27 protein-coding genes are annotated in these 26,262 nt (G+C 49.1%); 18 read left to right on the top strand and 9 right to left on the bottom strand.

The features are described from left to right. Positions 1–6: 6 nt before the first annotated feature. Together lipB and lipA are read left to right on the top strand one after the other, a co-directional pair. Positions 7–648: a lipoyl(octanoyl) transferase LipB gene (lipB, locus tag D9597_RS11840; RefSeq protein WP_130206479.1), complete on the top strand. Its 642-nt coding sequence runs from the start codon at positions 7–9 to the stop codon at positions 646–648. A 302-nt stretch (positions 649–950) separates the two neighbouring features. Beyond that, a complete protein-coding gene (gene lipA / locus D9597_RS11835; RefSeq protein WP_000042625.1) occupies positions 951–1,916 on the top strand; it encodes a lipoyl synthase in 966 nt (321 codons plus the stop codon). 99 nt (positions 1,917–2,015) lie between these two features. Here lipA and tatE read toward each other — a convergent pair whose 3' ends face one another. Both tatE and D9597_RS11825 read right to left on the bottom strand, forming a co-directional pair. Beyond that, positions 2,016–2,219: a twin-arginine translocase subunit TatE gene (gene tatE, locus D9597_RS11830; RefSeq protein ID WP_064528973.1), complete on the bottom strand. Its 204-nt coding sequence runs from the start codon at positions 2,217–2,219 to the stop codon at positions 2,016–2,018. 128 nt (positions 2,220–2,347) lie between these two features. Next, positions 2,348–3,136 carry a deaminated glutathione amidase gene (locus D9597_RS11825; protein ID WP_130206477.1) on the bottom strand — a complete coding sequence of 263 codons (789 nt, stop codon included), beginning with the start codon at positions 3,134–3,136 and terminating at the stop codon, positions 2,348–2,350. A 92-nt stretch (positions 3,137–3,228) separates the two neighbouring features. Here D9597_RS11825 and crcB point away from each other — a divergent pair, with 92 nt between their 5' ends. Further along, positions 3,229–3,612 carry a fluoride efflux transporter CrcB gene (crcB, locus tag D9597_RS11820; RefSeq protein WP_130206475.1) on the top strand — a complete coding sequence of 128 codons (384 nt, stop codon included), beginning with the start codon at positions 3,229–3,231 and terminating at the stop codon, positions 3,610–3,612. Between the two features lie 53 nt (positions 3,613–3,665). On the opposite strand, the gene cspE is transcribed toward crcB, so the two are convergent. Continuing rightward, on the bottom strand, positions 3,666–3,875 hold the full coding sequence (gene cspE / locus D9597_RS11815; RefSeq protein ID WP_000034825.1) for a transcription antiterminator/RNA stability regulator CspE: 210 nt from the start codon (positions 3,873–3,875) through the stop codon (positions 3,666–3,668). A gap of 174 nt (positions 3,876–4,049) precedes the next feature. Continuing rightward, the gene (gene pagP / locus D9597_RS11810; protein ID WP_130222620.1) at positions 4,050–4,610 is read right to left on the bottom strand and encodes a lipid IV(A) palmitoyltransferase PagP; all 561 of its coding nucleotides are present in this window, start codon (positions 4,608–4,610) and stop codon (positions 4,050–4,052) included. Positions 4,611–5,171: 561 nt separating this feature from the next. Here pagP and dcuC point away from each other — a divergent pair. Continuing rightward, the gene (dcuC, locus tag D9597_RS11805) at positions 5,172–6,557 is read left to right on the top strand and encodes an anaerobic C4-dicarboxylate transporter DcuC (RefSeq protein ID WP_130206471.1); all 1,386 of its coding nucleotides are present in this window, start codon (positions 5,172–5,174) and stop codon (positions 6,555–6,557) included. A 38-nt stretch (positions 6,558–6,595) separates the two neighbouring features. Here dcuC and dpiA read toward each other — a convergent pair whose 3' ends face one another. Continuing rightward, positions 6,596–7,276: a two-component response regulator DpiA gene (dpiA, locus tag D9597_RS11800; protein WP_130206469.1), complete on the bottom strand. Its 681-nt coding sequence runs from the start codon at positions 7,274–7,276 to the stop codon at positions 6,596–6,598. Next, a complete protein-coding gene (gene dpiB, locus D9597_RS11795; RefSeq protein WP_130222592.1) occupies positions 7,245–8,903 on the bottom strand; it encodes a sensor histidine kinase DpiB in 1,659 nt (552 codons plus the stop codon). The genes dpiA and dpiB overlap by 32 nt, the downstream gene beginning before the upstream one ends. Positions 8,904–9,281: 378 nt before the next feature. On the opposite strand from dpiB, the gene citC reads away from it, so the two are divergent. The 10 genes from citC to uspG all read left to right on the top strand — a co-directional run bounded on the left by citC (position 9,282) and on the right by uspG (position 18,375). Next, positions 9,282–10,340 carry a [citrate (pro-3S)-lyase] ligase gene (citC, locus tag D9597_RS11790; protein ID WP_130222590.1) on the top strand — a complete coding sequence of 353 codons (1,059 nt, stop codon included), beginning with the start codon at positions 9,282–9,284 and terminating at the stop codon, positions 10,338–10,340. A 14-nt stretch (positions 10,341–10,354) separates the two neighbouring features. Then, positions 10,355–10,651, top strand: a complete 297-nt coding sequence (gene citD / locus D9597_RS11785) for a citrate lyase acyl carrier protein (protein ID WP_000700703.1) — start codon at positions 10,355–10,357, stop codon at positions 10,649–10,651. Continuing rightward, on the top strand, positions 10,648–11,556 hold the full coding sequence (citE, locus tag D9597_RS11780; protein ID WP_000622357.1) for a citrate (pro-3S)-lyase subunit beta: 909 nt from the start codon (positions 10,648–10,650) through the stop codon (positions 11,554–11,556). Before citD ends, citE begins: the two co-directional genes overlap by 4 nt. A 10-nt stretch (positions 11,557–11,566) precedes the next feature. Next, on the top strand, positions 11,567–13,099 hold the full coding sequence (gene citF, locus D9597_RS11775; RefSeq protein WP_130219423.1) for a citrate lyase subunit alpha: 1,533 nt from the start codon (positions 11,567–11,569) through the stop codon (positions 13,097–13,099). A 3-nt stretch (positions 13,100–13,102) separates the two neighbouring features. Then, the gene (citX, locus tag D9597_RS11770) at positions 13,103–13,654 is read left to right on the top strand and encodes a citrate lyase holo-[acyl-carrier protein] synthase (RefSeq protein ID WP_000550408.1); all 552 of its coding nucleotides are present in this window, start codon (positions 13,103–13,105) and stop codon (positions 13,652–13,654) included. Further along, positions 13,629–14,507, top strand: coding sequence for a triphosphoribosyl-dephospho-CoA synthase CitG (gene citG / locus D9597_RS11765; protein WP_130222588.1), 879 nt, complete (start codon positions 13,629–13,631; stop codon positions 14,505–14,507). Before citX ends, citG begins: the two co-directional genes overlap by 26 nt. Before the next feature lie 50 nt (positions 14,508–14,557). Continuing rightward, positions 14,558–16,021 (top strand): citrate/succinate antiporter CitT, encoded by a 1,464-nt coding sequence (citT, locus tag D9597_RS11760; RefSeq protein WP_130222586.1) that lies wholly within the window; start codon positions 14,558–14,560, stop codon positions 16,019–16,021. Positions 16,022–16,134: 113 nt separating this feature from the next. Then, complete coding sequence (gene rna, locus D9597_RS11755; protein ID WP_130219419.1) at positions 16,135–16,941, top strand: ribonuclease I; 807 nt, start codon at positions 16,135–16,137, stop codon at positions 16,939–16,941. 239 nt (positions 16,942–17,180) lie between these two features. Further along, a complete protein-coding gene (rnk, locus tag D9597_RS11750) occupies positions 17,181–17,591 on the top strand; it encodes a nucleoside diphosphate kinase regulator (protein ID WP_130219417.1) in 411 nt (136 codons plus the stop codon). A gap of 355 nt (positions 17,592–17,946) precedes the next feature. Further along, positions 17,947–18,375 (top strand): universal stress protein UspG, encoded by a 429-nt coding sequence (uspG, locus tag D9597_RS11745; protein ID WP_130206453.1) that lies wholly within the window; start codon positions 17,947–17,949, stop codon positions 18,373–18,375. A gap of 118 nt (positions 18,376–18,493) precedes the next feature. On the opposite strand, the gene ahpF is transcribed toward uspG, so the two are convergent. Both ahpF and ahpC read right to left on the bottom strand, forming a co-directional pair. Continuing rightward, positions 18,494–20,059: an alkyl hydroperoxide reductase subunit F gene (gene ahpF, locus D9597_RS11740; protein WP_130219415.1), complete on the bottom strand. Its 1,566-nt coding sequence runs from the start codon at positions 20,057–20,059 to the stop codon at positions 18,494–18,496. 170 nt (positions 20,060–20,229) lie between these two features. Beyond that, positions 20,230–20,793, bottom strand: coding sequence for an alkyl hydroperoxide reductase subunit C (ahpC, locus tag D9597_RS11735; protein WP_130222584.1), 564 nt, complete (start codon positions 20,791–20,793; stop codon positions 20,230–20,232). Positions 20,794–21,166: 373 nt separating this feature from the next. Here ahpC and dsbG point away from each other — a divergent pair, with 373 nt between their 5' ends. The 4 genes from dsbG to D9597_RS11715 all read left to right on the top strand — a co-directional run bounded on the left by dsbG (position 21,167) and on the right by D9597_RS11715 (position 24,995). Next, positions 21,167–21,913 carry a thiol:disulfide interchange protein DsbG gene (gene dsbG, locus D9597_RS11730; RefSeq protein ID WP_130222618.1) on the top strand — a complete coding sequence of 249 codons (747 nt, stop codon included), beginning with the start codon at positions 21,167–21,169 and terminating at the stop codon, positions 21,911–21,913. Between the two features lie 209 nt (positions 21,914–22,122). Further along, on the top strand, positions 22,123–23,025 hold the full coding sequence (locus D9597_RS11725; RefSeq protein ID WP_130222582.1) for a LysR family transcriptional regulator: 903 nt from the start codon (positions 22,123–22,125) through the stop codon (positions 23,023–23,025). Positions 23,026–23,172: 147 nt separating this feature from the next. Further along, entirely contained in the window at positions 23,173–24,393 is a 1,221-nt protein-coding gene (locus tag D9597_RS11720) for a phosphoadenosine phosphosulfate reductase (protein WP_130222580.1), read from the top strand. After that, positions 24,366–24,995, top strand: coding sequence for a ParB/RepB/Spo0J family partition protein (locus tag D9597_RS11715; RefSeq protein WP_130219409.1), 630 nt, complete (start codon positions 24,366–24,368; stop codon positions 24,993–24,995). The genes D9597_RS11720 and D9597_RS11715 overlap by 28 nt, the downstream gene beginning before the upstream one ends. On the opposite strand, the gene ybdL is transcribed toward D9597_RS11715, so the two are convergent. Continuing rightward, positions 24,996–26,156: a methionine-oxo-acid transaminase gene (gene ybdL, locus D9597_RS11710; RefSeq protein ID WP_130222578.1), complete on the bottom strand. Its 1,161-nt coding sequence runs from the start codon at positions 26,154–26,156 to the stop codon at positions 24,996–24,998. It lies immediately after the preceding gene. Positions 26,157–26,262 lie beyond the last annotated feature (106 nt).

The raw sequence follows: 26,262 nt of genomic DNA, 5'->3' as shown, positions 1-26,262 counted from the left end.
GCCGTTTTGTATCAGGATAAAATTCTTGTCCGCCAGCTCGGCCTTCAGCCTTACGAGCCTATTTCTCAGGCTATGCATGAATTCACCGATACCCGTGATGAAAATACCCTTGATGAAATCTGGTTGGTTGAACACCATCCTGTATTTACCCAGGGACAAGCAGGTAAAGCGGAACATATTTTAATGCCGGGTGATATTCCGGTGATCCAGAGCGATCGCGGCGGCCAGGTAACTTATCACGGGCCGGGGCAACAGGTGATGTATGTGTTGCTTAACCTCAAACGTAGGAAGCTGGGCGTGCGTGAACTGGTGACCTTGCTCGAACAAACGGTAGTGAATACCCTGGCCGAGCTGGATATTGAAGCGCACCCTCGGGCTGATGCTCCAGGTGTCTACGTTGGGGAAAAGAAAATTTGTTCGCTCGGATTGCGTATTCGCCGCGGCTGTTCATTCCACGGTCTGGCATTAAACGTCAATATGGATCTTTCGCCATTTTTACGTATCAACCCTTGTGGTTATGCCGGGATGGAAATGGCAAAAATATCACAATGGAAACCTGATGCGACCACCGATAATATTGCACCACGCTTACTGGCAAATATTTTAGCGCTACTCAAAAATCCTGACGTAGAATATATCCCTGCTTAATTCCCCCTCATTAATGACCCAAATCATATTGGGTCATTGTAGTCAGCGTGTTCCAGTGCTTCGCGGGGAACTGATGCTATCGAATGTGTTTTGAAAAAGTATCGTTACATAGCGTTCACAGCGCAGAACGATAAAATGGCACAAACCAACAACAATTTTACATTTTCGCGACCGCTTTGGCTGCTTTCTGGGCCGTTTCAATGATATACTGCCAGTCGTTAATTCAAAAATAGTTGATAATTACAACAATCCATTGAATTGAAACGCTTTCCTTCGTAATTCGCAACTGGAACACGCACGCTATGAGTAAACCCATTGTGATGGAACGCGGTGTTAAATACCGCGATGCCGATAAGATGGCCCTTATCCCGGTTAAAAACGTGGCAACAGAGCGCGAAGCCCTGCTGCGCAAGCCGGAATGGATGAAAATCAAGCTTCCCGCGGACTCTACACGTATCCAGGGCATCAAAGCCGCAATGCGCAAAAATGGCCTGCATTCTGTCTGTGAGGAAGCCTCCTGCCCTAACCTGGCAGAATGCTTCAACCACGGCACAGCAACGTTTATGATCCTCGGCGCCATTTGTACGCGCCGTTGTCCGTTCTGTGACGTTGCCCACGGTCGCCCGGTCGCCCCGGATGCCAACGAGCCGGTAAAACTGGCGCAGACCATTGCTGATATGGCGCTGCGTTATGTGGTTATCACCTCCGTTGACCGCGATGACCTGCGCGATGGCGGAGCCCAGCACTTTGCGGATTGCATTACTGCCATCCGGGAAAAAAGCCCGGAAATCAAAATTGAAACTCTGGTGCCGGATTTCCGTGGTCGTATGGATCGCGCACTGGATATTCTGACCGCCACGCCGCCAGACGTGTTCAACCACAACCTGGAAAACGTACCGCGTATTTACCGTCAGGTACGCCCGGGCGCAGATTACAACTGGTCGCTAAAACTATTGGAACGCTTTAAAGAAGCGCATCCGGAGATCCCGACCAAATCCGGTTTGATGGTGGGACTGGGTGAAACCAATGAAGAGATCATTGAAGTCATGCGCGATCTGCGCCGCCATGGTGTAACCATGTTGACACTGGGGCAATATCTGCAGCCAAGCCGCCATCACCTGCCGGTACAACGCTACGTTAGCCCGGATGAGTTTGATGAAATGAAGGCCGAAGCGCTGGCGATGGGCTTTACCCATGCTGCATGCGGTCCGTTTGTCCGCTCTTCGTATCACGCCGACTTGCAGGCAAAAGGGATGGAAGTTAAGTAATCGTGTAATAATTGCTTACATCTGTCTGATAAAAAACCCGCTATCTGAAGCGGGTTTTTTTATCGAACAAGATATTGAGGGAGCGTCCTGCTCGCCACGTCACTCTTTATGAGAGAGCTTTTCAGCCTGAATATCAACGTCTGCGCCTTTTTTAGCCGCAGCGTCATCATCATTCATCGCTTTCTTGAACCCTTTAATGGCCGCTCCCAGGTCTCCGCCCAGCGTACGTAACTTCTTAGTCCCAAACAGCAGAACGACCAGCGCCGCAACTACCAGCAGTTTGGTAATACTAATCTCACCCATAGATACCTTCTTGACATAAAACTGGCAACAGAACGCGCCTTAAAAACCAGAGAATATTAACGGTCATTCGACGCGCGCACACAATAGCAATCTGTAACAAGGTGAATCAAGCACCGAGTAAAAAAACATCATAATAATTGCGGCGGCGCAAAGCGACGGTTGTTTAAGACGGGAAGTTGCGCGCGCACCTGACGCACACGTTCGGGCGTCACTTCCGCCATAATGAGCGCTGGCATTTCTGCCGCTGCTGCAATGGTGATGCCAAAGGGATCTATAATCCGGCTTTGCCCGATATTTTTGTTCCCGCACTCCCCCGCAGCCACCATATAACAGGTGGTATCCAGAGCACGAGCGGCTAGCAAGGTTGACCAGTGGTGCTCTTTGAGTGGCCCGCGAACCCAGGCCGCTGGCAGGATCAGGATTTCCGCCCCCTGTAATGCCAGGGCTAATGCCAACTCTGGAAAGCGTAAATCATAGCAGGTCATCAGCCCCACTTTCATGCCTTCAACCTCCAGTAAAGGGGCTATTTCATCACCTGCATCCACATGGCGCGACTCCTGAATGGCAAACGCATCATAGAGATGCAATTTGGCATAATGGGCGACAATTTTCCCCGCCTGCAGCGCCACCAGCATATTCCACGCGCGCCCAGGGGTTGAGGGAACATGAATCGTCAGAATCGTCGTCATCATGTTACGTTTACTTTCCCGCAGTAAACGTCCGAGGAATTCCCCTTCCAGCAACTGTGCAGATTTAACTGACAAATTCGGGTCAAGATCGTCGCGCGCCAGAAGCGCTTCCGGCAGGACAAACAGCGATACGTCGTTTTCCGCCGCCTGTGCCATTAACGAAGCGCAAATCTCAGCGTTCTTTTCCCATATTGATGTTACAGCAAATTGTCCTGCGGCAACCAGCATTGCCACCTCCTGTCAGAGTTGTAAAATTCGCCAACGACGAATATTCGGCGTTAAACTTATCACTCATACAAATCAAATAGCAGGATTTAGCTGTGTTACAACTCCTTTTAGCAGTTTTTATTGGTGGTGGTACGGGAAGCGTGGCGAGATGGATGTTAAGTATGCGGTTTAACCCACTGCACCAGGCTATTCCACTCGGAACTCTGGCAGCAAACCTGATTGGGGCATTTATCATAGGAATGGGATTTGCCTGGTTTAGCCGCATGACTAATATCGATCCGGTGTGGAAAGTATTAATCACCACTGGTTTTTGTGGCGGGCTAACGACCTTCTCAACATTTTCGGCAGAAGTGGTGTTTTTATTGCAGGAGGGGCGTTTTGGCTGGGCGCTACTGAACGTCTTCGTTAACCTGTTAGGTTCCTTTGCCATGACCGCACTGGCTTTTTGGCTATTTTCAGCATCAACCGCACACTGAAGACCAAAAAAAACCCGCTGAATAAGCGGGTTTTGAATTCTTGCTGACGTATCTTACAGAGCGATTACGTTTGCAGCAGAAGGGCCTTTGGCACCGTTAGTGATTTCGAACTCTACGCGCTGACCTTCAGCAAGAGTTTTAAAACCATTAGTCTGGATTGCAGAGAAGTGTACGAACACATCTTTGCTGCCGTCTTCCGGAGTAATGAAACCGAATCCTTTGGACTCATTAAACCACTTAACGTTACCTTTAATCTTAGACATCAAAATTACCTTTACATGAAAAATAGACACAAATGCTGTGTCGGTTACCAGTACACCAATTGTGGTACGCTTTGTCCAGTGCAACTTTACTAAAAAGTGATAAAAGTCGCGTTATTTTTGATGTTAATTTCATTACATACTGATTTTTAAGGTTTTTATTAAAACATGACTTGTCTAAAACTGAAACCGCATCCAGGCAAAGTAAACATTGCCATTGTTGTAAGTGCCAGGGATATAGGTCATCTGAAAAGTTGCAAGGCCATAGCCCACAGAAGCCAATGGCAGTATCAGCGGAACAGGTATGTAGTTCCAGTTATCACGCGCCGTCACACCAGCGGTGAATCCCAGACCGACATGAAAGTTTTCATCGGCAAGCGGTCGCCAGGTACTTTCCCAACCGTATCCGGCAATGGGCTCCCATTTATTCCATGAATCCTTAAACGCCATCACGTACAAACCGTGCCAGTTGCCTTTCTCATCCCAACGCGACTGACCAAAACCGCCACCCCACGGTCTTTCGTTGTAGCGATCGGTTTTTTCTTTGTCATAAGCGAAACGTGCATGCCAGGTAATGGCGGGAATATACAGATCATAATGTTCTGGCCGCAGCCAGGTTTCTGCGACATTATCTTTAAATGTCGCAATCCATTGCTCTGCACTAGCAGAAACTTCTTCAATGCTGATTAACTGAATAAAAGTAAAGGAAAATACGGTAACACATTTACTAGCGCCCATTAGCAACCACAGAAAACTTATCAAAAATATATTACCAGCATAGCCAAAGAAAAATAAATACAACCTTAACAAGGCAAACATAAAGAATAATCCGAGTGTCTGAAAAAATTTATTTCATGAAATTTACTAATAAAACCATCGGATTATTCCGGAGACTAAGAAATATTTTCAGCTAAAGAACAACTCATGCAAATAAAAGTTACACTCATAAAAATAATTATCATTCATTTATTTTTCAATTAGATACAATAAACCATCAATAAAGTCATTGTTTGCATTGCCACATGATACGCATACAAGATTATTTTTTGGACGGACAAAACACCATAAAACAATTAACAAAATCGCATCAATTATTCATCAGTTTATAAACATCGTTATGTTGTAATTACTCCCCCTAAAATAAATTTTGTTATCCAGGTATAAAAACAACAACATCAATGTCTTAATGACAGCTTTCTTGATTTCAATCAGCATCCGATGTCAATTTATTCGGCATATTTTTTTCTTATTTTAGGACTTTTTTATTATTTATTGTAGATTCTGGAGACAGGAAAGAATATGCAGACATTTATTGAACTCCTTATTGGGGTTGTCGTTATTGTGGGTGTAGCTCGCTACATCATTAAAGGGTATTCCGCCACCGGGGTGCTATTTGTTGGCGGCCTGCTACTGCTGATCATCAGCGCTATAATGGGACACAAAGTTTTACCTTCCAGCCAGACTTCCACTGGCTACAGCGCCACAGATATCGTTGAATACATTAAAATATTACTGATGAGCCGTGGCGGCGATCTCGGCATGATGATCATGATGCTGTGTGGCTTTGCCGCTTATATGACCCACATTGGCGCGAACGATATGGTTGTCAAACTGGCATCAAAACCGCTGCAGTACATTAACTCCCCTTACCTGCTGATGATTGCCGCCTACTTTGTCGCCTGTCTGATGTCACTGGCAGTCTCTTCCGCAACCGGTCTTGGCGTTTTACTGATGGCAACGTTGTTCCCGGTGATGGTGAACGTTGGTATCAGTCGCGGCGCGGCAGCTGCCATTTGTGCCTCACCAGCAGCAATTATTCTCGCACCAACATCTGGTGATGTGGTGCTGGCAGCACAGGCTTCTGAAATGCCGCTGATTGACTTCGCCTTCAAAACAACACTTCCTATCTCAATTGCTGCGATTATCGGCATGGCGATTGCCCACTTTTTCTGGCAGCGTTATCTGGACAAAAAAGAGCACATCTCTCATGAAATGTTAGATGTCAGCGAAATAACAACCACCGCGCCCGCGTTTTACGCCATTCTGCCGTTTACACCGATCATTGGCGTGCTATTTTTTGACGGCAAATGGGGTCCGCAATTGCACATCATCACCATTCTGGTGATCTGTATGCTGATTGCCTCTGTTCTGGAATTTCTTCGCGGCTTTAATACGCAAAAAGTCTTTTCGGGCCTCGAGGTAGCTTACCGCGGCATGGCTGATGCCTTCGCTAACGTAGTCATGTTATTAGTTGCCGCAGGGGTTTTCGCTCAGGGCCTTAGCACCATCGGCTTTATCCAGAGCCTGATCTCAATCGCCACCTCGTTCGGTTCGGCGAGCATTATCCTGATGCTGGTGCTGGTTATCCTGACAATGCTGGCAGCAGTCACCACGGGTTCCGGCAATGCGCCTTTCTATGCCTTTGTTGAGATGATCCCGAAACTGGCACACTCTTCCGGCATTAACCCGGCGTACCTGACAATCCCGATGCTGCAGGCGTCAAACCTGGGGCGCACGCTTTCGCCAGTCTCTGGCGTGGTGGTTGCCGTTGCGGGGATGGCTAAAATATCACCTTTTGAAGTGGTTAAACGCACCTCGGTGCCGGTGCTTGTTGGGCTGGTGATTGTCATTGTGGCTACAGAGTTGATGGTACCCGGTACTACCGCCGCGGTTGCTGGTAAGTAATTTCCCAGGCCGGAGGAGCGCGTCCTCCGGCACTCTCTTCATCCGCTGTGGTAAATGCGCTGTGGCCGGCCGACTTTGCCGTGAACAATCTCGGCGATGATCAGATGTCGGCTGGCGCAATATTCAAGATAACGTCTCGCAGTGGTGCGGCTTATGGTTAAAGCCTGCGCTACTGTCTCAGCCGTATGTTGCACACCAGGCTCCTTGAACAGTTTTCTCACTGCGTTTAGCGTCAACGCGTCAATGCCAGTTGGCAGCTCATCCTTTGGTTCACCGCGAGCGTAAGCGTTGAACATCTCATCAATTTGCTTCTGACTGGCGCTATCAATACTTTCCAGCATGTGTCTACGCTGGCGATAACGAGTTAATGTCTGCCCCAGACGCTCATAAGCGATTGGCTTGATTAAATAATCAAACACACCGCAGCGCACAGCCTCAGATACCGTTTCCATATCGCTGGCGGCAGTGGTAAACACCACATCGCCGGGGTAATGCGTCTGCACCAACTCATGCAACAAATTAATGCCTCTACCATCAGGGAGATAGTTATCCAGCAAGATAAGCCCCGGCTTAAAACGCTCGATCATCATTCGGGCCTGCGCCAGGTTTCCCGCCAGCAATATCTGACTGAAGCCGGGAATGTGACGAATATATTCCGCATGCATTTCTGCCAACGGTGTTTCGTCCTCAACGATCAATAGGGTTAATGGAGCTGTCATCAGGTTTCACTTTCGGAATATAGATTGAAAATAAAGTACCGCAGGGATCATTCTCTTCGAGAGTAATAACTCCACCGCAGCGCGTTACATAGCTGGCAATAAGATACAACCCAATGCCATGCTCACCGGGTTCATCAGCACGCGTACTGACGCCCTGCTCAAATATTTTGTCGCGAAGAGACTCTGGAATGCCGCAGCCCTGATCGGCCACTTCGATTACCACGTCGTCGCCTTCATCGCTCAGGTATAATTCGACTGTCTTACTCCCTTCATCACTATGCAGACTGGCTTCGAAGGCATTATCGAGTAAGTTGCCCACAATCGCCGCAAATTCAGTGCTGTCCAGCCCTTGCGGCAGTTGTGAAAGTTGGCTGCCTGGAACAATTGTCATTTTTAGCCCCAGCTCCCGGGCGCGCTGCACTTTACCAAAAAGAAGCCCCGCCACCTGGCGGTCGGAAAATGCTTCACGCAGACTATCAATAAGTTGCTGCTGAGCCCGGGACTCCCCCTGAACCATCGCCAGCACACGATCATACTCTTTCATCTGCAACAGACCATTGAGCGTAGACATCCAATTGAGATGTTCATGACGTAGTGTGCGCAGGCTTTCGACATATTGTTTAATTTGCGTCAGTTGCGCATTAAGGGTAGATATTTCGTCTTTACTACGAAAACTAATAATTGCACCTAGCAAATCATCACCAGAACGAATAGCTTCGCGGTTAGCAATAACGCTCAGACCATTAAAATTCGCCACCACATCCTGACGTTTTTCATCAATTTGTTCGGTAAAAAAATCAGCCGGTCTAACAACCTCTGCAATAGGTCTGCCCAGCCACTGCCGTCCGGGGGAACTCAGCCCCAACATTTTTCTTGCGTTGCGGTTGATGGCAGTAATATGCCCATACGGGTCCACCGCAATCAGCCCTTCATAAACCGAACTAAAAAGCGCCTCTTGCTGGCGGACCACGCGCGCAATCTGCTTTGGTTCCATCCCCATCATCTGGCGGCGGATATGCGCAGCTAAGAACCACGACAGCAGCATCAGAATGCCTAACAGCACGACAAACACGCCCACCATCGGTAATAAAAACTCTGCCCGCCAGCTATCGATTTTACTTACCAGATACCCCACCGACACCACGCCAATGACTTTGCCATCGTCATCAAAGATCGGCGTTTTGGCGCGCATTGCCATACCTATCGACCCTTTGCCGGTGATGAAGTAACTCTCCCCTCTTTCCAGCGCTCCCGGTTTGGTAAACTGCATGGGGTAACCAATCTTTTCCGGATTAGGATGGTAAAGGCGGATCGAATCCCGGTCACCAATCACCACATAATCGAAGTCGGTATCTCTTTGCAATTTGTTGGCAATAGTAGCCAGTCGTTTGTAGTCACGCGTTTTCACTGCGGTGATGATACTGTCATTGGAGGCAATAATTTTCGCTTGATTCATTGCCATATCACGAACATGAAGCGTTAAATAGTCCTCAAAGCTGGCGGTAAAATATTGCGCCAACGCAGCGATGACAAATATCGAGAACACCAGAATCAGCAAAAAAATACGCAGCGGGAACGCCAGTCGTTGGAAAAAAGCAAACTGTTTATTCTCATTAAGCTGCAACATTGTTTTCCTTGCGGGGTAAGCCCTGTTTTTTGGCGGATGTAATTAAAATGTTGAATCTCGATTTATAAATATCAAATATGATCGTGACAAATTTCATTCATTAAATCAATTAAATCAATTAAACCTATGGGTCAATTCGTAATTACATTAATTAAAAAACTTAAAACCATTAAATAAATAAAAAACCACTAACTCTATGTGAAATAAATCAAAATTTCACGATGCAATACTCCTTAGGATGTATGGCGAAAGGAGAAACAGAAATACCTCACTCACAGCCCTTTCTCTCAACTGAAAATAAAAGGTTATCAATTTGCTACATCGAACAACATTTGTTGCAACCCGATAACAACATGCACCTTCAGGATACTATTTATTATGTTCGGCAATGATATTTTCACCCGGGTAAAACGTTCAGAAAATAAAAAGATGGCGGAAATTACCCACTTTCTGCATGAAAATGATTTGAGTGTTGACACCACGGTCGAGGTATTAATTACCGTAACCCGTAACGACCGCCTTATTGCCTGCGGCGGAATTGCCGGAAATATCATTAAGTGCGTCGCTATTAGTGAATCAGTTCGCGGTGAAGGACTGGCTCTGACATTAGCCACTGAACTGATAAACCTCGCCTATGAACGGCACAGCACGCATCTGTTTATTTATACCAAAACCGAATACGAGGCGCTGTTCCGTCAGTGCGGTTTCTACACGTTAACCAGCGTACCTGGCGTGATGGTGTTAATGGAAAATAGCGCCACACGTCTGAAACGCTATGCCGAATCGCTGAAGAAATTCCGTCATGAAGGGAAGAAGATTGGCTGTATCGTCATGAACGCCAATCCCTTTACTAACGGCCACCGTTATCTGATTCAACAAGCTGCGGCACAGTGCGACTGGCTGCATCTGTTTTTAGTCAAAGAAGATTCTTCACGCTTTCCCTATGACGACCGGTTAGATCTGGTGTTAAAAGGCACCGCCGATATTCCGCGTCTGACCGTGCATCGCGGCTCCGAGTACATCATCTCCCGCGCCACGTTCCCCTGCTACTTCATTAAAGAACAGAGCGTCATCAACCATTGTTACACCGAAATTGACCTGAAAATTTTCCGTCAGTACCTCGCGCCCGCGCTGGGCGTTACTCACCGCTTTGTTGGTACTGAACCCATTTGTCGCGTGACCGCTCAGTACAACCAGGATATGCGCTACTGGCTGGAAACACCGACCATCTCCGCACCGCCCATCGAACTGGTTGAAATTGAGCGACTGCGTTACCAGGAACTGCCGATATCCGCTTCCCGGGTACGTCAACTGCTGGTGAAAAACGATCTCACGGCTATCGCGCCACTGGTCCCGGCACCCACTCTGCATTACTTGCAGAATCTGCTTGAACACGCCCGCCAGGACGCGGCAGTTCGTCAAAAGACCCCCGCATAAGAAACAGGTGAAAAATGAAAATAAACCAGCCCGCCGTTGCAGGCACCCTTGAGTCTGGGGATGTGATGATACGCATCGCCCCACTCGATACGCAGGATATCGACCTGCAAATCAACAGCAGCGTTGAGAAACAGTTTGGCGATGCGATTCGCACCACCATTCTGGACGTTCTCGCCCGCTATAACGTGCGCGGCGTACAGCTGAATGTCGATGACAAAGGCGCACTGGACTGCATTTTACGTGCACGACTGGAAGCCTTGCTGGCGCGCGCCAGCGGTATCCCGGCGCTGCCATGGGAGGATTGCCAATGATTTCCGCTTCGCTGCAACAACGTAAAACTCGCACCCGCCGCAGCATGTTGTTTGTGCCTGGTGCCAATGCCGCGATGGTCAGCAACTCCTTCATCTACCCAGCTGATGCTCTGATGTTCGACCTCGAAGACTCCGTGGCGCTGCGTGAAAAAGACACTGCACGTCGTATGGTATACCACGCGCTGCAACATCCGCTGTATCGCGATATTGAAACCATCGTTCGTGTTAACGCACTGGATTCTGAATGGGGCGTTAACGACCTGGAAGCCGTCGTTCGCGGTGGCGCAGACGTTGTGCGTCTGCCGAAAACCGATACCGCTCAGGACGTTCTGGATATCGAAAAAGAGATCCTGCGTATCGAAAAAGCCTGCGGTCGCGAACCCGGCAGCACGGGGCTGCTGGCGGCGATTGAATCTCCGCTGGGCATTACCCGCGCGGTGGAAATCGCTCACGCTTCCGAGCGTTTGATCGGTATCGCCCTCGGTGCAGAAGACTACGTGCGCAACCTGCGTACAGAACGCTCCCCGGAAGGAACTGAACTGCTGTTCGCTCGCTGCTCTATTTTGCAGGCCGCACGTTCTGCGGGTATTCAGGCGTTCGATACCGTCTATTCCGACGCCAACAACGAAGCCGGATTCCTGCAAGAAGCCGCCCACATCAAACAGCTGGGCTTTGACGGCAAATCGCTGATCAACCCGCGTCAGATTGATCTGCTGCACAACCTCTACGCTCCAACCCAGAAAGAAGTGGATCACGCACGCCGCGTCGTAGAAGCCGCTGAAGCCGCCGCTCGCGAAGGCCTTGGCGTCGTTTCCCTGAACGGCAAGATGGTTGACGGTCCGGTTATCGATCGCGCCCGTCTGGTGCTCTCCCGTGCAGAACTTTCCGGCATCCGCGAAGAATAAGGCAATCAAAATGACGCAGAAAATTGAACAATCTCAACGACAAGAACGGGTAGCAGCCTGGAATCGTCACGCTGAATGCGATCTTGCCGCTTTCCAGAACTCGCCGAAACAAACCTATCAGGCTGAAAAAGCGCGCGATCGCAAACTGTGCGCCAACCTGGAAGAAGCCATTCGTCGTTCTGGTTTGCAAGATGGTATGACCGTCTCCTTCCATCACGCTTTCCGTGGCGGTGACCTGACCGTCAATATGGTGATGGACGTCATCGCGAAGATGGGCTTTAAAAACCTGACCCTGGCGTCCAGTTCCCTGAGTGATTGCCATGCGCCGCTGGTAGAACACATTCGCCAGGGCGTGGTTACCCGCATTTATACCTCCGGCTTACGCGGTCCACTGGCAGAAGAAATCTCCCGTGGCCTGCTGGCTGAACCGGTGCAAATCCACTCTCACGGCGGACGTGTGCATCTGGTACAGAGCGGCGAACTGAACATCGACGTCGCTTTCCTCGGCGTCCCGTCCTGTGATGAATTCGGTAATGCCAACGGCTACACCGGCAAAGCCTGCTGCGGCTCCCTCGGTTATGCAATGGTTGATGCCGACAACGCAAAACAGGTGGTGATGCTCACCGAAGAACTGCTGCCTTATCCGCATAACCCGGCGAGCATTGAACAGGATCAGGTTGATCTGATCGTCAAAGTTGATCGTGTCGGCGATGCCGCGAAAATCGGCGCTGGCGCAACCCGTATGACCACTAACCCGCGCGAACTGCTGATTGCCCGCAGCGCTGCGGATGTGATTGTCAACTCTGGCTACTTCAAAGAAGGTTTCTCCCTGCAGACCGGCACCGGCGGCGCTTCGCTTGCGGTAACCCGTTTCCTGGAAGACAAAATGCGTAGCCGCGATATTCGCGCCGACTTCGCCCTCGGTGGCATTACCGCAACGATGGTTGATCTGCACGAAAAAGGTCTGATCCGCAAACTGCTGGATGTGCAGAGCTTTGACAGCCACGCTGCGCAATCGCTGGCCCGTAACCCCAATCACATCGAAATCAGTGCCAACCAGTACGCTAACTGGGGCTCTAAAGGCGCATCGGTTGATCGTCTCGACGTGGTGGTACTGAGCGCGCTGGAAATTGATACCCAGTTCAACGTCAATGTGCTGACCGGCTCTGATGGCGTGCTGCGTGGCGCTTCCGGCGGTCACTGCGATACCGCAATTGCCTCTGCGCTTTCCATCATTGTTGCGCCGCTGGTGCGCGGTCGTATCCCGACTCTGGTGGATAACGTGCTGACCTGCATTACCCCAGGGTCCAGCGTCGATATTCTGGTCACCGACCACGGCATCGCTGTTAACCCGGCACGTCCGGAACTGGCAGAACGTCTGCAGGAAGCAGGCATTAAAGTGGTTTCCATTGAGTGGCTGCGCGAACGTGCGCGTCTGCTGACCGGTGAACCACAGCCGATTGAATTCACCGACCGCGTCGTTGCCGTCGTGCGCTACCGCGATGGCTCGGTGATTGACGTTGTGCATCAGGTGAAGGAATAAGCCATGCACCTGCTTCCTGAACTCGCCAGCCACCATGCGGTGTCAATTCCCGAGCTGCTCGTCAGCCGGGATGAAAGGCAAGCACGGCAACACGCCTGGCTCAAGCGCCATCCTGTTCCACTGGTCTCCTTTACCGTGGTTGCGCCGGGTCCGATTAAAGACAGCGAGGTCACACGCCGAATTTTTAATCATGGCGTGACAGCCTTGCGTGCCTTAGCCGCAAAACAGGGCTGGCAAATTCAGGAGCAGGCTGCACTGGTTTCCGCCAGCGGGCCGGAGGGCATGTTGAGCATTGCCGCTCCAGCTCGCGACCTCAAGCTCGCCACCATTGAGCTTGAACATAGCCATCCTCTCGGGCGTTTATGGGATATCGATGTCCTGACGCCCGAAGGCGAAATTCTCTCCCGCCGCGATTATTCGCTGCCGCCTCGCCGCTGCCTATTATGCGAGCAAAGCGCAGCCGTCTGCGCGCGTGGAAAAACCCACCAACTGACCGATTTACTCAACCGCATGGAGGCGCTGCTGAACGATGTCGATGCCTGCAACGTCAACTAAAACCACAAAGCTTGCGACGTCATTAATCGATGAATATGCCCTGCTGGGCTGGCGCGCCATGCTGACTGAAGTCAATCTGTCACCGAAACCAGGCCTCGTGGATCGCATTAACTGCGGTGCGCACAAAGATATGGCGCTGGAAGATTTCCACCGTAGCGCACTGGCGATCCAGGCCTGGTTACCCCGTTTTATCGAATTTGGTGCCTGTAGTGCAGAAATGGCCCCCGAAGCAGTACTCCACGGATTACGCCCAATTGGTATGGCCTGTGAAGGCGATATGTTCCGCGCCACTGCGGGCGTAAACACCCATAAAGGCAGCATTTTTTCTTTAGGGCTACTGTGCGCGGCGATTGGCCGTTTGCTTCAGCTCAACCAGCCGGTAACGCCCACAACCGTTTGTTCTACGGCGGCAAGTTTCTGCCGTGGTCTGACCGATCGCGAACTGCGTACCAATAATCAACAACTGACCGCAGGTCAACGGTTGTACCAGCAACTAGGCCTTACCGGCGCGCGCGGTGAAGCCGAAGCAGGTTATCCACTGGTGATCAACCACGCACTTCCGCATTACCTCACTCTGCTGGATCAGGGGTTAGATCCTGAACTGGCATTGCTCGATACCTTGCTCCTACTGATGGCTACCAACGGCGATACCAACGTTGCATCGCGCGGTGGAGAGGGGGGCCTGCGCTGGCTACAGCGCGAGGCGCAAACACTATTGCAAAAAGGGGGCATCCGAACCCCCGCCGATCTCGATTATCTCCGGCAGTTCGACAGGGAGTGTATCGAACGAAATCTCAGTCCAGGCGGCAGTGCCGACCTGCTGATCCTTACCTGGTTTTTAGCACAGATTTAATTATTTAAGCACTTGATAAATTTGGAAATATTAATTTTCGGAGAACCCGTATGTCTTTAGCAAAAGATAATATATGGAAACTATTGGCCCCACTGGTGGTGATGGGTGTCATGTTTCTTATCCCTGTCCCCGACGGTATGCCGCCGCAGGCATGGCATTACTTCGCTGTGTTTGTGGCAATGATTGTCGGAATGATCCTCGAGCCAATCCCGGCAACAGCGATCAGTTTTATTGCGGTTACTATTTGCGTTATTGGCAGTAATTACCTGCTCTTTGATGCCAAAGAATTAGCTGACCCAGCGTTTAATGCGCAAAAACAGGCGCTGAAATGGGGGCTGGCTGGTTTTTCCAGTACCACAGTCTGGCTGGTATTTGGCGCATTTATTTTTGCATTAGGGTATGAAGTTTCCGGGTTAGGTCGTCGCATTGCCCTTTTCCTGGTGAAATTCATGGGCAAACGCACGCTGACGTTAGGTTATGCGATTGTCATTATCGACATTCTGCTGGCACCGTTTACACCGTCCAACACCGCGCGCACCGGGGGTACGGTGTTCCCGGTCATTAAAAACCTGCCGCCGCTATTTAAATCCTTCCCGAACGATCCGTCCGCGCGTCGTATTGGCGGCTATTTGATGTGGATGATGGTCATTAGTACCAGTCTGAGTTCGTCCATGTTTGTCACCGGTGCAGCACCAAACGTGCTGGGTCTGGAGTTCGTCAGCAAAATTGCCGGCATCCAGATTAGCTGGTTGCAGTGGTTCCTCTGCTTCCTGCCGGTTGGGGTTATCTTGCTTATCATTGCTCCGTGGCTTTCCTACGTGCTGTACAAACCGGAAGTTACTCATAGTGAAGAAGTCGCAACCTGGGCGGGTGATGAACTAAAAACCATGGGGGCGCTGACACGCAGAGAGTGGACGCTGATTGGCCTTGTATTACTCAGCTTAGGTTTATGGGTATTTGGCAGCGAAGTGATTAACGCCACTGCGGTTGGTCTGCTGGCAGTTTCGCTGATGCTGGCGCTGCACGTTGTGCCGTGGAAAGACATTACCCGCTATAACAGCGCATGGAACACGCTGGTTAACCTGGCAACGCTGGTCGTCATGGCTAATGGCCTGACTCGTTCCGGATTTATCGACTGGTTCGCCAACACCATGAGTACGCATCTGGAAGGTTTTTCGCCAAATGCGACGGTTATCGTCCTCGTGCTGGTGTTCTATTTTGCGCACTACCTGTTTGCCAGCCTGTCAGCGCACACCGCAACCATGCTGCCGGTTATTCTGGCCGTCGGCAAAGGTATTCCGGGCGTACCAATGGAACAACTGTGTATCCTGCTGGTGCTGTCTATCGGTATCATGGGCTGTCTGACCCCATATGCTACTGGCCCTGGTGTGATTATTTACGGCTGCGGCTATGTGAAATCAAAAGATTACTGGCGTCTTGGGGCTATCTTCGGGGTGATTTATATTGCCATGCTGCTTCTGGTAGGCTGGCCGATTCTCGCCATGTGGAACTAATACGTTCGCCAAACGCTGAATAAATCACCGCGCCCGCCAGGTTAGCCAACCTGGCGGGCTTTTTTATGATTTAATAGATAGTATTCAGTGCATGTATGAGTTCCACACCCACTATGAAAACATTCTGGCGTAACGCCGCTTTACTGGCGGCTTCTCTGCTCCCCTTATCTTCTGTCAACGCCGCTGCATTACAGGCAAAACAGTATGGCGATTTTGATCGTTACGTTTTAGCTCTTTCCTGGCAAACCGGGTTTTGCCAGAGTCAGCACGATCGAAATCGTAACGAACGCGATGAGTGTCGACTGCAAACCGAAACGAGCAACAAAGCTGATTTTCTGACCGTTCATGGCCTGTGGCCGGGATTGCCTAAATCGGTTGCTGCGCGTGGCGTTGATGAACGCCGATGGATGCGCTTCGGCTGCGCCACTCGCCCAGTCCCAAACCTGCCGGAAGCTCGCGCCAGCCGGATGTGTTCTTCACCGGAAACAGGGTTATCGCTGGAAACAGCAGCTAAATTGAGTGAAGTTATGCCAGGCGCAGGTGGTCGTTCCTGTCTGGAACGTTATGAATACGCGAAACACGGCGCCTGCTTTGGTTTTGATCCGGACGCTTACTTCGGTACGATGGTACGTCTGAATCAAGAGATCAAAGAAAGCACAGCCGGAAAATTCCTTGCGGATAACTACGGTAAAACCGTGAGCCGCAGTGACTTTGACGCCGCCTTTGCCAAAAGCTGGGGGAAAGAGAACGTCAAAGCAGTCAAGTTAACCTGCCAGGGTAATCCGGCATATTTGACTGAAATCCAGATTTCAATCAAAGCTGACGCCATCAATGCGCCGCTTTCTGCAAACTCATTCTTGCCACAACCACACCCAGGCAACTGTGGCAAAAACTTTGTGATTGATAAAGCAGGTTATTGAGATCCAGCGCAGCGGAAGTTGATCCATCACGAAAATTTATCCCTTACGCTGTTTTTCGATTAAGATTTATACAAATCGCTCAGCATTAAGGAATTACCTGAATGTGATGTAAATCACTTCAAAGAGTGAGCAACAGTCAGTATCATCATATGAGCTAAACCCTCGCCGCCTGACGGTGAGGGTTTTCTTTTGGGTATGTTTATCTGCGACACTCGCAGTACCGACGACATGGAGTAAAAATGTCCAGACCAACAATCATCATTAACGACCTGGATGCCGAACGCATCGATATTCTGCTGGAGCAACCTGCCTATGCCGGTTTGCCAATCGCCGACGCGTTAAACGCAGAGTTGGATCGCGCCCAAATGTGTTCGCCAGAAGAGATGCCACACGATGTGGTGACGATGAACAGCCGGGTTAAATTCCGCAATCTTAGCGATGGCGAAGTCCGTGTGCGTACACTGGTGTATCCGGCAAAGATGACCGACAGCAATACTCAACTTTCCGTTATGGCTCCGGTTGGCGCCGCACTGCTGGGGTTGCGCGTTGGCGATACCATCCACTGGGAACTTCCGGGCGGCGTTGCTACCCACCTTGAAGTGCTGGAACTCGAATACCAGCCTGAAGCCGCTGGCGAGTACCTGCTTTAATCCCATCTGCACAAGCGTTATTCGCTTTGCCCGGAGGATGCTTCTGCATCCTCTTTCCGCTCAAATATCAACCAGATTTATCATTTTGCTCTTCACCGCTGCGTTCTAATCTGAACAAGTTATCCACCAGCGGATCCCCCCTATGAGCGAAGCTCTCGGTATTACTGCGTTTTATATATTCATTGCAGCAATTATTGTTGTGGCAGTGCTATATCTTGAGCAACGCTGGTAGTAGCTGACTTAATCCATTTTCCAGATCAATTGCTATCCCAGATCAAATCAACTTCGCAAATCATAGAATCATAATCAATAATATGCTGTTATATGTTCATGCAATAGCAAGGAGGGAATGCTTATGTACAAAACAATCATTATGCCAGTAGACGTATTTGAAATGGAATTGAGCGACAAAGCCGTTCGTCACGCTGAATTTCTCGCCCAGGATGATGGCGTAATTCATTTACTCCATGTATTACCGGGCGCCGCAAGCCTTAGTCTGCACCGTTTTGCTGCTGATGTGCGTCGTTTCGAAGAACATTTGCAACATGAAGCCGAAGAACGCCTACAGACAATGGTCGGCCATTTCAATATTGATCCATCCCGTATCAAACCACATGTCCGTTTTGGTAACGTGCGAGATGAAGTGAACGAGTTAGCTAAAGAACTGGATGCGGATGTTGTGGTTATCGGTTCGCGAAATCCATCGATTTCAACCCATCTGTTAGGTTCCAACGCTTCCAACGTGATCCGTCACGCCAATCTGCCGGTATTAGTCGTTCGTTAACAAATTAACGCATTTATGACGCCCTGCCCTGAGCAATCCCGGCAGGGCGTTTTTTATAAAAAAAGCCGCCAGGTTTGACCCCGGCGGCTAAGCAATTGCAGGTGAATCTTACTTCTTCTTATGCAGTTTTGGTGCGAATCAGGTAGTCAAAAGCGCTCAGAGAGGCTTTAGCACCTTCGCCCGTAGCGATGATGATCTGCTTGTACGGAACCGTCGTACAGTCACCAGCAGCGAACACGCCTTTGACGTTGGTTTCGCATTTCGCATCAATGATTATCTCACCCATACGATTACGTTCGACTGCGCCTTCCAGCCAGTTGGTGTTCGGCAGCAGACCAATCTGAACGAAAATACCAGCCAGTTCGATGTTGTGAACATCGCCGCTGACACGATCACGATATTCCAGACCAACGACTTTGCTGCCATCGCCTTTCACTTCCGTGGTTTGCGCATTCAGAATAATGTCGACGTTTTTCAGGCTGCGTAGTTTGTCCTGCAGAACCTGGTCGGCTTTCATTTCTGGCGCAAATTCCAGCAGCGTTACGTGCTCAACGATACCCGCCAGGTCAATTGCCGCTTCCACGCCGGAGTTACCGCCGCCGATAACCGCTACGCGTTTGCCTTTAAACAGCGGGCCGTCGCAGTGCGGGCAGTAGGTCACGCCTTTGGTGCGATACTGATCTTCGCCAGGAACGTTCATGTTGCGCCATTTTGCACCAGTCGCCACGATAATGCTGCGAGCTTTCAGTACCGCGCCGGAAGCTGTTTCAATCTGATGCAGGCCGCCTTCAACCGCTGCCGGGATCAGTTTGCTCGCGCTCTGGCTGTCGATCACATCAACGTCGTATTCATCAACATGAACTTTCAGCGCACCTGCCAGTTTCTGGCCTTCGGTCTTCGGTACAGAAATGTAGTTTTCGATATCAACGGTATCGAGGATCTGACCACCAAAACGTTCGCCCATCAGACCGGTACGGATGCCTTTACGTGCGGAGTAAATTGCTGCCGCTGCACCCGCCGGGCCGGAACCAACGATTAATACGTCATAAGCATCACGCTTATTCAGCTCTTCTGCCGCACGTTTTTCCGCACCAGTATCAATTTTGGCAACGATTTCAGTCAACGTCATGCGGCCCTGACCAAACTCTTTCCCGTTTACGAACACTGCCGGAACGCCCATCACGTTGCGATCGGTGATTTCGTTCTGGAAGGTGCCGCCGTCAATTGCAGTGTGCTTGATGCGCGGGTTCAGTACGCTCATCAGGTTCAGCGCCTGCACCACGTCCGGGCAGTTGTGGCAAGAGAGCGAGTAATAGGTTTCGAATTCAAAATCACCGTCAATATGGCGAATCTGCTCCAGCAGAGACTGCGCTTCTTTCGACGGATGACCACCGGTCCACAGCAACGCCAGTACCAGCGAGGTGAACTCGTGGCCCAGCGGGGAGCCTGCAAAACGTGGTCCCTGGTTGGAACCTGGGTTGGTGATCAGGAAAGACGGCTTACGCACCGGCAAGCTGTTATCTTCTTTAAAGGTGACTTTGTCTGACAGTTCTGCGATTTCAGCCAACAGTTCCTTGATTTCTGCCGATTTAGCGCTGTCATCCAGCGTGGCAATTAACTCAACAGGCTTGGTCAATTTCTCAAGGTAAGCCTTGAGTTGAGTTTTCATATTTGTGTCGAGCATGTTTATCTCCTGGGCTTTAAACATCATCATGCAAGCGGCCTCTGCGGCTAGCTGGATGCAGCTTGCATCATGGTGCGGGGAAGAAAATCGGGTGCCGCAGCACCCGAAGAATTAGGTGAATTTCCGAAGTATTTCGCGCCGGAGTTAGTAGCGCGAAAGACAAAGGAAATTTAGATTTTACCAACCAGGTCCAGAGACGGAGCCAGAGTTGCTTCACCTTCTTTCCATTTAGCCGGGCAAACTTCACCTGGGTGAGAAGCTACATACTGAGCAGCTTTGATTTTACGCAGCAGGTCAGACGCGTCACGGCCAATGCCTTCAGCGGTAACTTCGATTGCCTGGATGATACCCTGCGGGTCAACAACGAAGGTCGCGCGGTCAGCCAGACCTTCGTCTTCACGCATGTTGTCGAAGTTACGGGTCAGGGCGCCAGTCGGGTCGCCGATCATCGCGTATTTGATTTTCGCGATGGTTTCAGAGCTGCTGTGCCATGCTTTGTGGGTGAAGTGAGTATCGGTAGATACTGCGTATACATCTACGCCCAGTTTCTGCAGTTCTTCGTAATGGTCTGCAACGTCGCCCAGTTCGGTCGGGCATACGAAAGTAAAGTCAGCCGGGTAGAAGAAGAAGACGCTCCAGCGGCCTTCGGTATCTTTCTCGGTTACTTCGATGAATTCGCCGTTTTTGAATGCCTGGTTTTTAAAAGGTTTAATTTTGGTGTTAATCAAGGACATCTATACTTCCTCCGTGTTTTCGATGAGATGTAAGGTAACCAATTTTTGCCGATTCGGCTAATGCGTTTCCATTATCAAATCGATAAGTTTTACCTTACAACCTTCGTAAGACAACTTTGTGAACTTTGCACCGCCAGCGGCGATAAAAAGTAAAATGGGCCCCCTTTCCAGGTGACCGTGTAATCTGAACTACCCTTTGGTATCTTCAGCGCCTGTTTAGCAGGCTGCGGTGTTGCCCTTACAAATGCAACAACGACATGGATTACAACACCCTCATAAACAAAGGGCAATCACCTGTTCTAAGCTCTTACCTATGACAGTGATAGGTTATGCCTTTTACTCAAATTTTGCACTGACTGAAAAGGACAAATTAATGTTAAAAAAGATACTTTTATTGGCTCTGCTTCCTGCAGTCGCCTTCGCAGAGGAACTTCCAGCCCCAGTAAAAGCCATTGAAAAACAGGGTATTACTATCCTCAAATCTTTTGATGCCCCCGGGGGAATGAAAGGTTATCTCGGAAAGTATCAGGATATGGGAGTTACTATCTACCTGACACCAGACGGCAAGCACGCCATCTCAGGTTATATGTACAACGAAAAAGGTGAAAACCTGAGTAACACACTTATTGAGAAAGAAATTTATGCGCCAGTCGGTCGAGAAATGTGGCAACGGATGGAGCAATCCCACTGGCTCCTCGACGGCAAAAAAGATGCGCCTGTTGTGGTTTATGTCTTTGCCGATCCATTTTGTCCGTATTGTAAACAGTTCTGGCAGCAGACGCGCCCGTGGGTTGAGGCTGGCAAAGTTCAGCTTCGCACACTACTGGTTGGCGTAATCAAACCGGAAAGCCCAGCGACTGCTGCGGCGATCCTCGCGGCTAAAGATCCGGCTAAAGCATGGCAAGAGTATGAAGCATCAGACAAGAAGCTAAAGCTAAACATTCCGGCCACCGTTGGTACAGAGCAAATGAAAATCTTAAGTGCCAATGAAAAACTGATGGATGAACTTGGCGCAAACGTCACGCCTGCTATCTACTACATGAGCCCGGAGAATACATTGCAACAGGCGGTCGGATTACCGGATCAAAAGACCTTAAATATCATCATGGGAAATAAATAATATTAAATCATGGATAACTGGAATATATACGGCTTTTCAGTTATCCTGAAAACCGCAAGAATTGATCACAAACAATAAATCGGCTATGCTATTTTAGAAAAACTTAATCATGAGTTAAGTAAAAGAACATAATAAATACAAATATATTAATTCATATTATAGATTTAATGAATATCATGATGAGTGCAATGATATGAATGGAGTACATCATGGCCAATCTTTACGACTTAAAAAAATTTGACTTGAATTTACTGGTAATCTTCGAGTGCATTTACCAACATCTCAGCATTAGTAAGGCTGCAGAATCGCTATATATAACGCCCTCTGCGGTTAGTCAGTCCCTGCAGCGCTTACGTACGCAATTTAATGATCCTTTGTTTACTCGTGCCGGAAAAGGTATTACGCCAACGACTACTGGGTTAAATCTTCATCATCATCTTGAGAAAAACCTTAGAAACCTGGAACAAACAATAAATATCGTCAATAAATCTGAATTAAAGAAAAAATTTATAATCTATGGTCCACAATTCATCTCTGCGACAAACAGCAGCCTTTTGATCAATAGTCTGCGCCAGGATGCGATTGTCGACATTGAACATCATGACATTATGATGGCCGTAGAAAGCGCCGAAGACTTACTGGCTTACCGCAAAGCGGATCTCGTAGTGACATTGACACCGGTTATCAGTCGTTCTGTAAGCTGTGTCCCATTTCAGTCAATTCGTAATACACTCATCTGTAGCACTTCCCATCCGAGAATAAATGAACGGAGTACCCATGCACAAATTCTTGATGAAGAATTTACCTTTCTGATATCTAAAATCCCTGGATTAGAAGATTTCCAGATGGAAATAGAAGCACTCATGGCAAACCGTAAAATATCGTTTCGTAGTTCCTCTCTGTTTACCATTATTAATACAATTGCAGTTACCGATTTAATTGGTATTGTGCCTTACGAATTATACCGCAGTTATCATAAAACACTTCAGCTAAAACAAATAAAACTTGAACACCCGTTGCCTTCAAACACACTTTATATGTCCTATAATAAATCATCATTAAATAACCTTACGTTCTCACGATTCATTGATCGTTTGAATGACAATTTATAATAAACATCTATCCGTTGGCAAAATGTTTTTCAATGAAAAATTCACACTATAAATACATAAAATAATATATCTTATTTGAATTAATTTACTTTATAATTAAAAAAACTATCGCATTATCTACCTGTCAGGTTCAGAGAGCATCTTTAGATGTCTATTTATAAAATTCCTCTTCCGCTCAATATTCTGGAAGCTGCACAAGAGCGTATTACCTGGACACTCAACACCCTACCCCGCGTTTGTGTCTCATTTTCTGGCGGTAAAGATTCAGGCTTAATGCTTCATCTAACCGCGAATCTGGCCAGAAAAATGGGCAAAAAAATATACGTTCTGTTTATCGACTGGGAAGCACAGTTTTCTTTAACTATTCACTATATTCAGTCCCTACGAGAGCAGTATGCAGATGTCATTGAAGAGTTTTATTGGGTAGCGCTGCCTCTTACGACGCAAAACTCTCTTTCTCAGTATCAACCCGAATGGCAATGCTGGGAACCTGATGTTGAATGGGTACGCCAGCCTCCGGAAGATGCAATAACCGATCCTGCTTATTTCCCGTTTTACCAGTCAGGCATGACTTTTGAACATTTCGTGCGTGAATTTGCCGAATGGTTTTCGCAAAAACGTCCGGCGGCGATGATGATCGGCATCCGGGCTGATGAGTCCTATAACCGTTTCGTTGCTATCGCCAGTTCGAATAAACAGCGTTTTGCCGACGATAAACCCTGGACTACGGCTGCACCAGGCGGTCATAGCTGGTACATTTACCCCATCTACGACTGGAAAGTTGCTGATATCTGGACCTGGTATGCAAATCATCAAAGTCTCTGCAACCCTCTGTATAACCTAATGTATCAGGCGGGCGTCCCTCTGCGTCAAATGCGAATTTGCGAACCTTTTGGCCCGGAGCAACGACAGGGATTATGGCTCTATCACGTTATCGAACCGGATCGCTGGGCTGCTATGTGCGCACGAGTCAGCGGTGTAAAAAGCGGCGGAATTTACGCCGGACATGACAATCATTTCTATGGGCATCGGAAAATCCTCAAGCCAGAGCATTTAGACTGGCAAGAGTATGCATTATTGCTGCTCAATAGCATGCCGGAAAAAACTGCGGAGCATTACCGCAATAAAATCGCCATTTATTTGCACTGGTATCAGAAAAAAGGCATCGAGATTCCACAAACCCAGCAAGGGGACATTGGCACGAAAGATATCCCCTCCTGGCGGCGAATATGCAAAGTTTTACTCAATAACGATTACTGGTGCCGGGCATTATCATTTAGCCCTACGAAAGCGAAGAACTATCAGCGTTATAACGAACGGATAAAAGGAAAACGTCAGGAATGGGGGATACTATGCAACAACGATTAACGCAGGATTTAACCCAATTTCTCGCCAGCTTGCCGGAAGACGATCGCATCAAAGCGATTAATGAAATCCGCATGGCGATCCATCAGGTTAGCCCCTTTCGTGAAGAGCCCGTGGATTGCGTTCTGTGGGTTAAAAATAGCCAGCTCGTGCCGAATGATTACAACCCCAATAATGTGGCACCACCAGAGAAAAAACTGCTGCAAAAATCCATTGAAATAGATGGCTTTACGCAACCCATTGTGGTCACGCATACAGATAAAAATGCTCTGGAAATTGTTGATGGTTTTCACCGCCATGAAATAGGTAAAGGCTTATCATCGTTAAAATTACGCTTAAAAGGTTATTTGCCGGTGACCTGTCTGGAAGGTACGCGTAATCAACGGATCGCTGCAACAATTCGCCACAACCGCGCTCGTGGACGCCATCAAATCACCGCCATGTCAGAAATCGTCCGTGAACTCAGCCAGTTGGGATGGGACGACAATAAAATCGGCAAAGAGCTGGGAATGGACAGCGACGAAGTGCTGCGCCTGAAGCAAATTAACGGTCTGCAAGAACTGTTTGCCGATCGTCAATATTCCCGCGCCTGGACAGTTAAATAACTACAGCTGGCGCAGGCGTTCAGCTGCTGCCAGCAACGTCGATTCCTTCTTGGCAAAACAGAGACGAATCAGTTTATGTGGGAAGGGATCGGCGCAAAATACCGACAGCGGGATCGCCGCCACACCATGCTCCCGCGTCAGCCACTGGCAAAACGCAACATCATCCAGCGTAGACACGGCGCTGTAATCCACCAGCAAAAAGTAAGTACCTTCGCAGGGTAGTATCTCCAGCCGACTTTCACTTAAGGCATTCACCAGAATATCGCGCTTCTGGCGATAAAAGTCCGGTAACGCAAGATAATGCTCAGGTTCTGCACGTAGCATATCGGCAAGCGCCAGTTGCGCCGGGGTATTTACCGAAAAGGTCAGATACTGATGTACCTTGCGAATTTCGGCGCTGATGGGCGCTGGCGCAACGCAATAACCCACTTTCCAGCCGGTCATATGATAGGTCTTGCCAAATGAAGATACTGCCACCGCCCGCTCACGCAACTGCGGATGCGCCAGCACGCTGGCATGGCCCTGCTGTGAAAAGTTGATGTGCTCGTACACTTCATCACTAATAACAAAAATCTCGAGCCCGGCAATCGCCTGCCACAAAGCGGCGAAATCAGCCTGCTGCCAGACGGTGGCGCTGGGATTATGCGGCGTATTGAGGATCACCAGTCGGGTGCGCTCGCTTAACAATGCGGCAAATTCCTGCCAGTCCACGCGAAAATGCGGTGGTTGCAGTGCAATACGCTTCACTATTCCCCCAGAAAGCACGATGGCGGGGGCGTAGCTGTCATAGCTGGGATCAAAACAAATCACTTCATCGCCATTGCGCACCAATGCGGTAATCGCCGCGTATAACGCTTCCGTCGCCCCTGCCGTTACGGTGATATCGCTATCGGCATCCGGTTGATAGCCATACAGACGTTCCGTTTTCTGAGCAATCGCCTCGCGCAATGCCTGCACGCCGGTCATGGGCGCGTATTGGTTTGCCCCCTGGGCAACGTGGTACGCCAGCCGCTCCTGTAAATAGCACGGACCATCAAAATCAGGAAAACCTTGCGAAAGGTTAATCGCCTGGTGTTGCTGCGCCAGCGCGCTCATCTGGGTGAAAATAGTGGTGCCAAGTTGTGGAAGTTTGCTTTGTGGAATCAGAGGGTTATTTGTCATTTTTATTGTACCTGACGAAGTTGCGTGTTGAAGGCACTATAACACGATGCTAGTATTTGGCAATCAAGACGTTTAGATGTCTAAATAAAACAATAAGGACAACACA

This window comes from Escherichia sp. E13S3 (assembly GCF_004212325.1).
Lineage (GTDB): Bacteria > Pseudomonadota > Gammaproteobacteria > Enterobacterales > Enterobacteriaceae > Escherichia.
The sequence above is the reverse complement of the archived record's forward strand: the minus strand, read 5'-3'. Positions and strand labels throughout refer to the sequence as shown.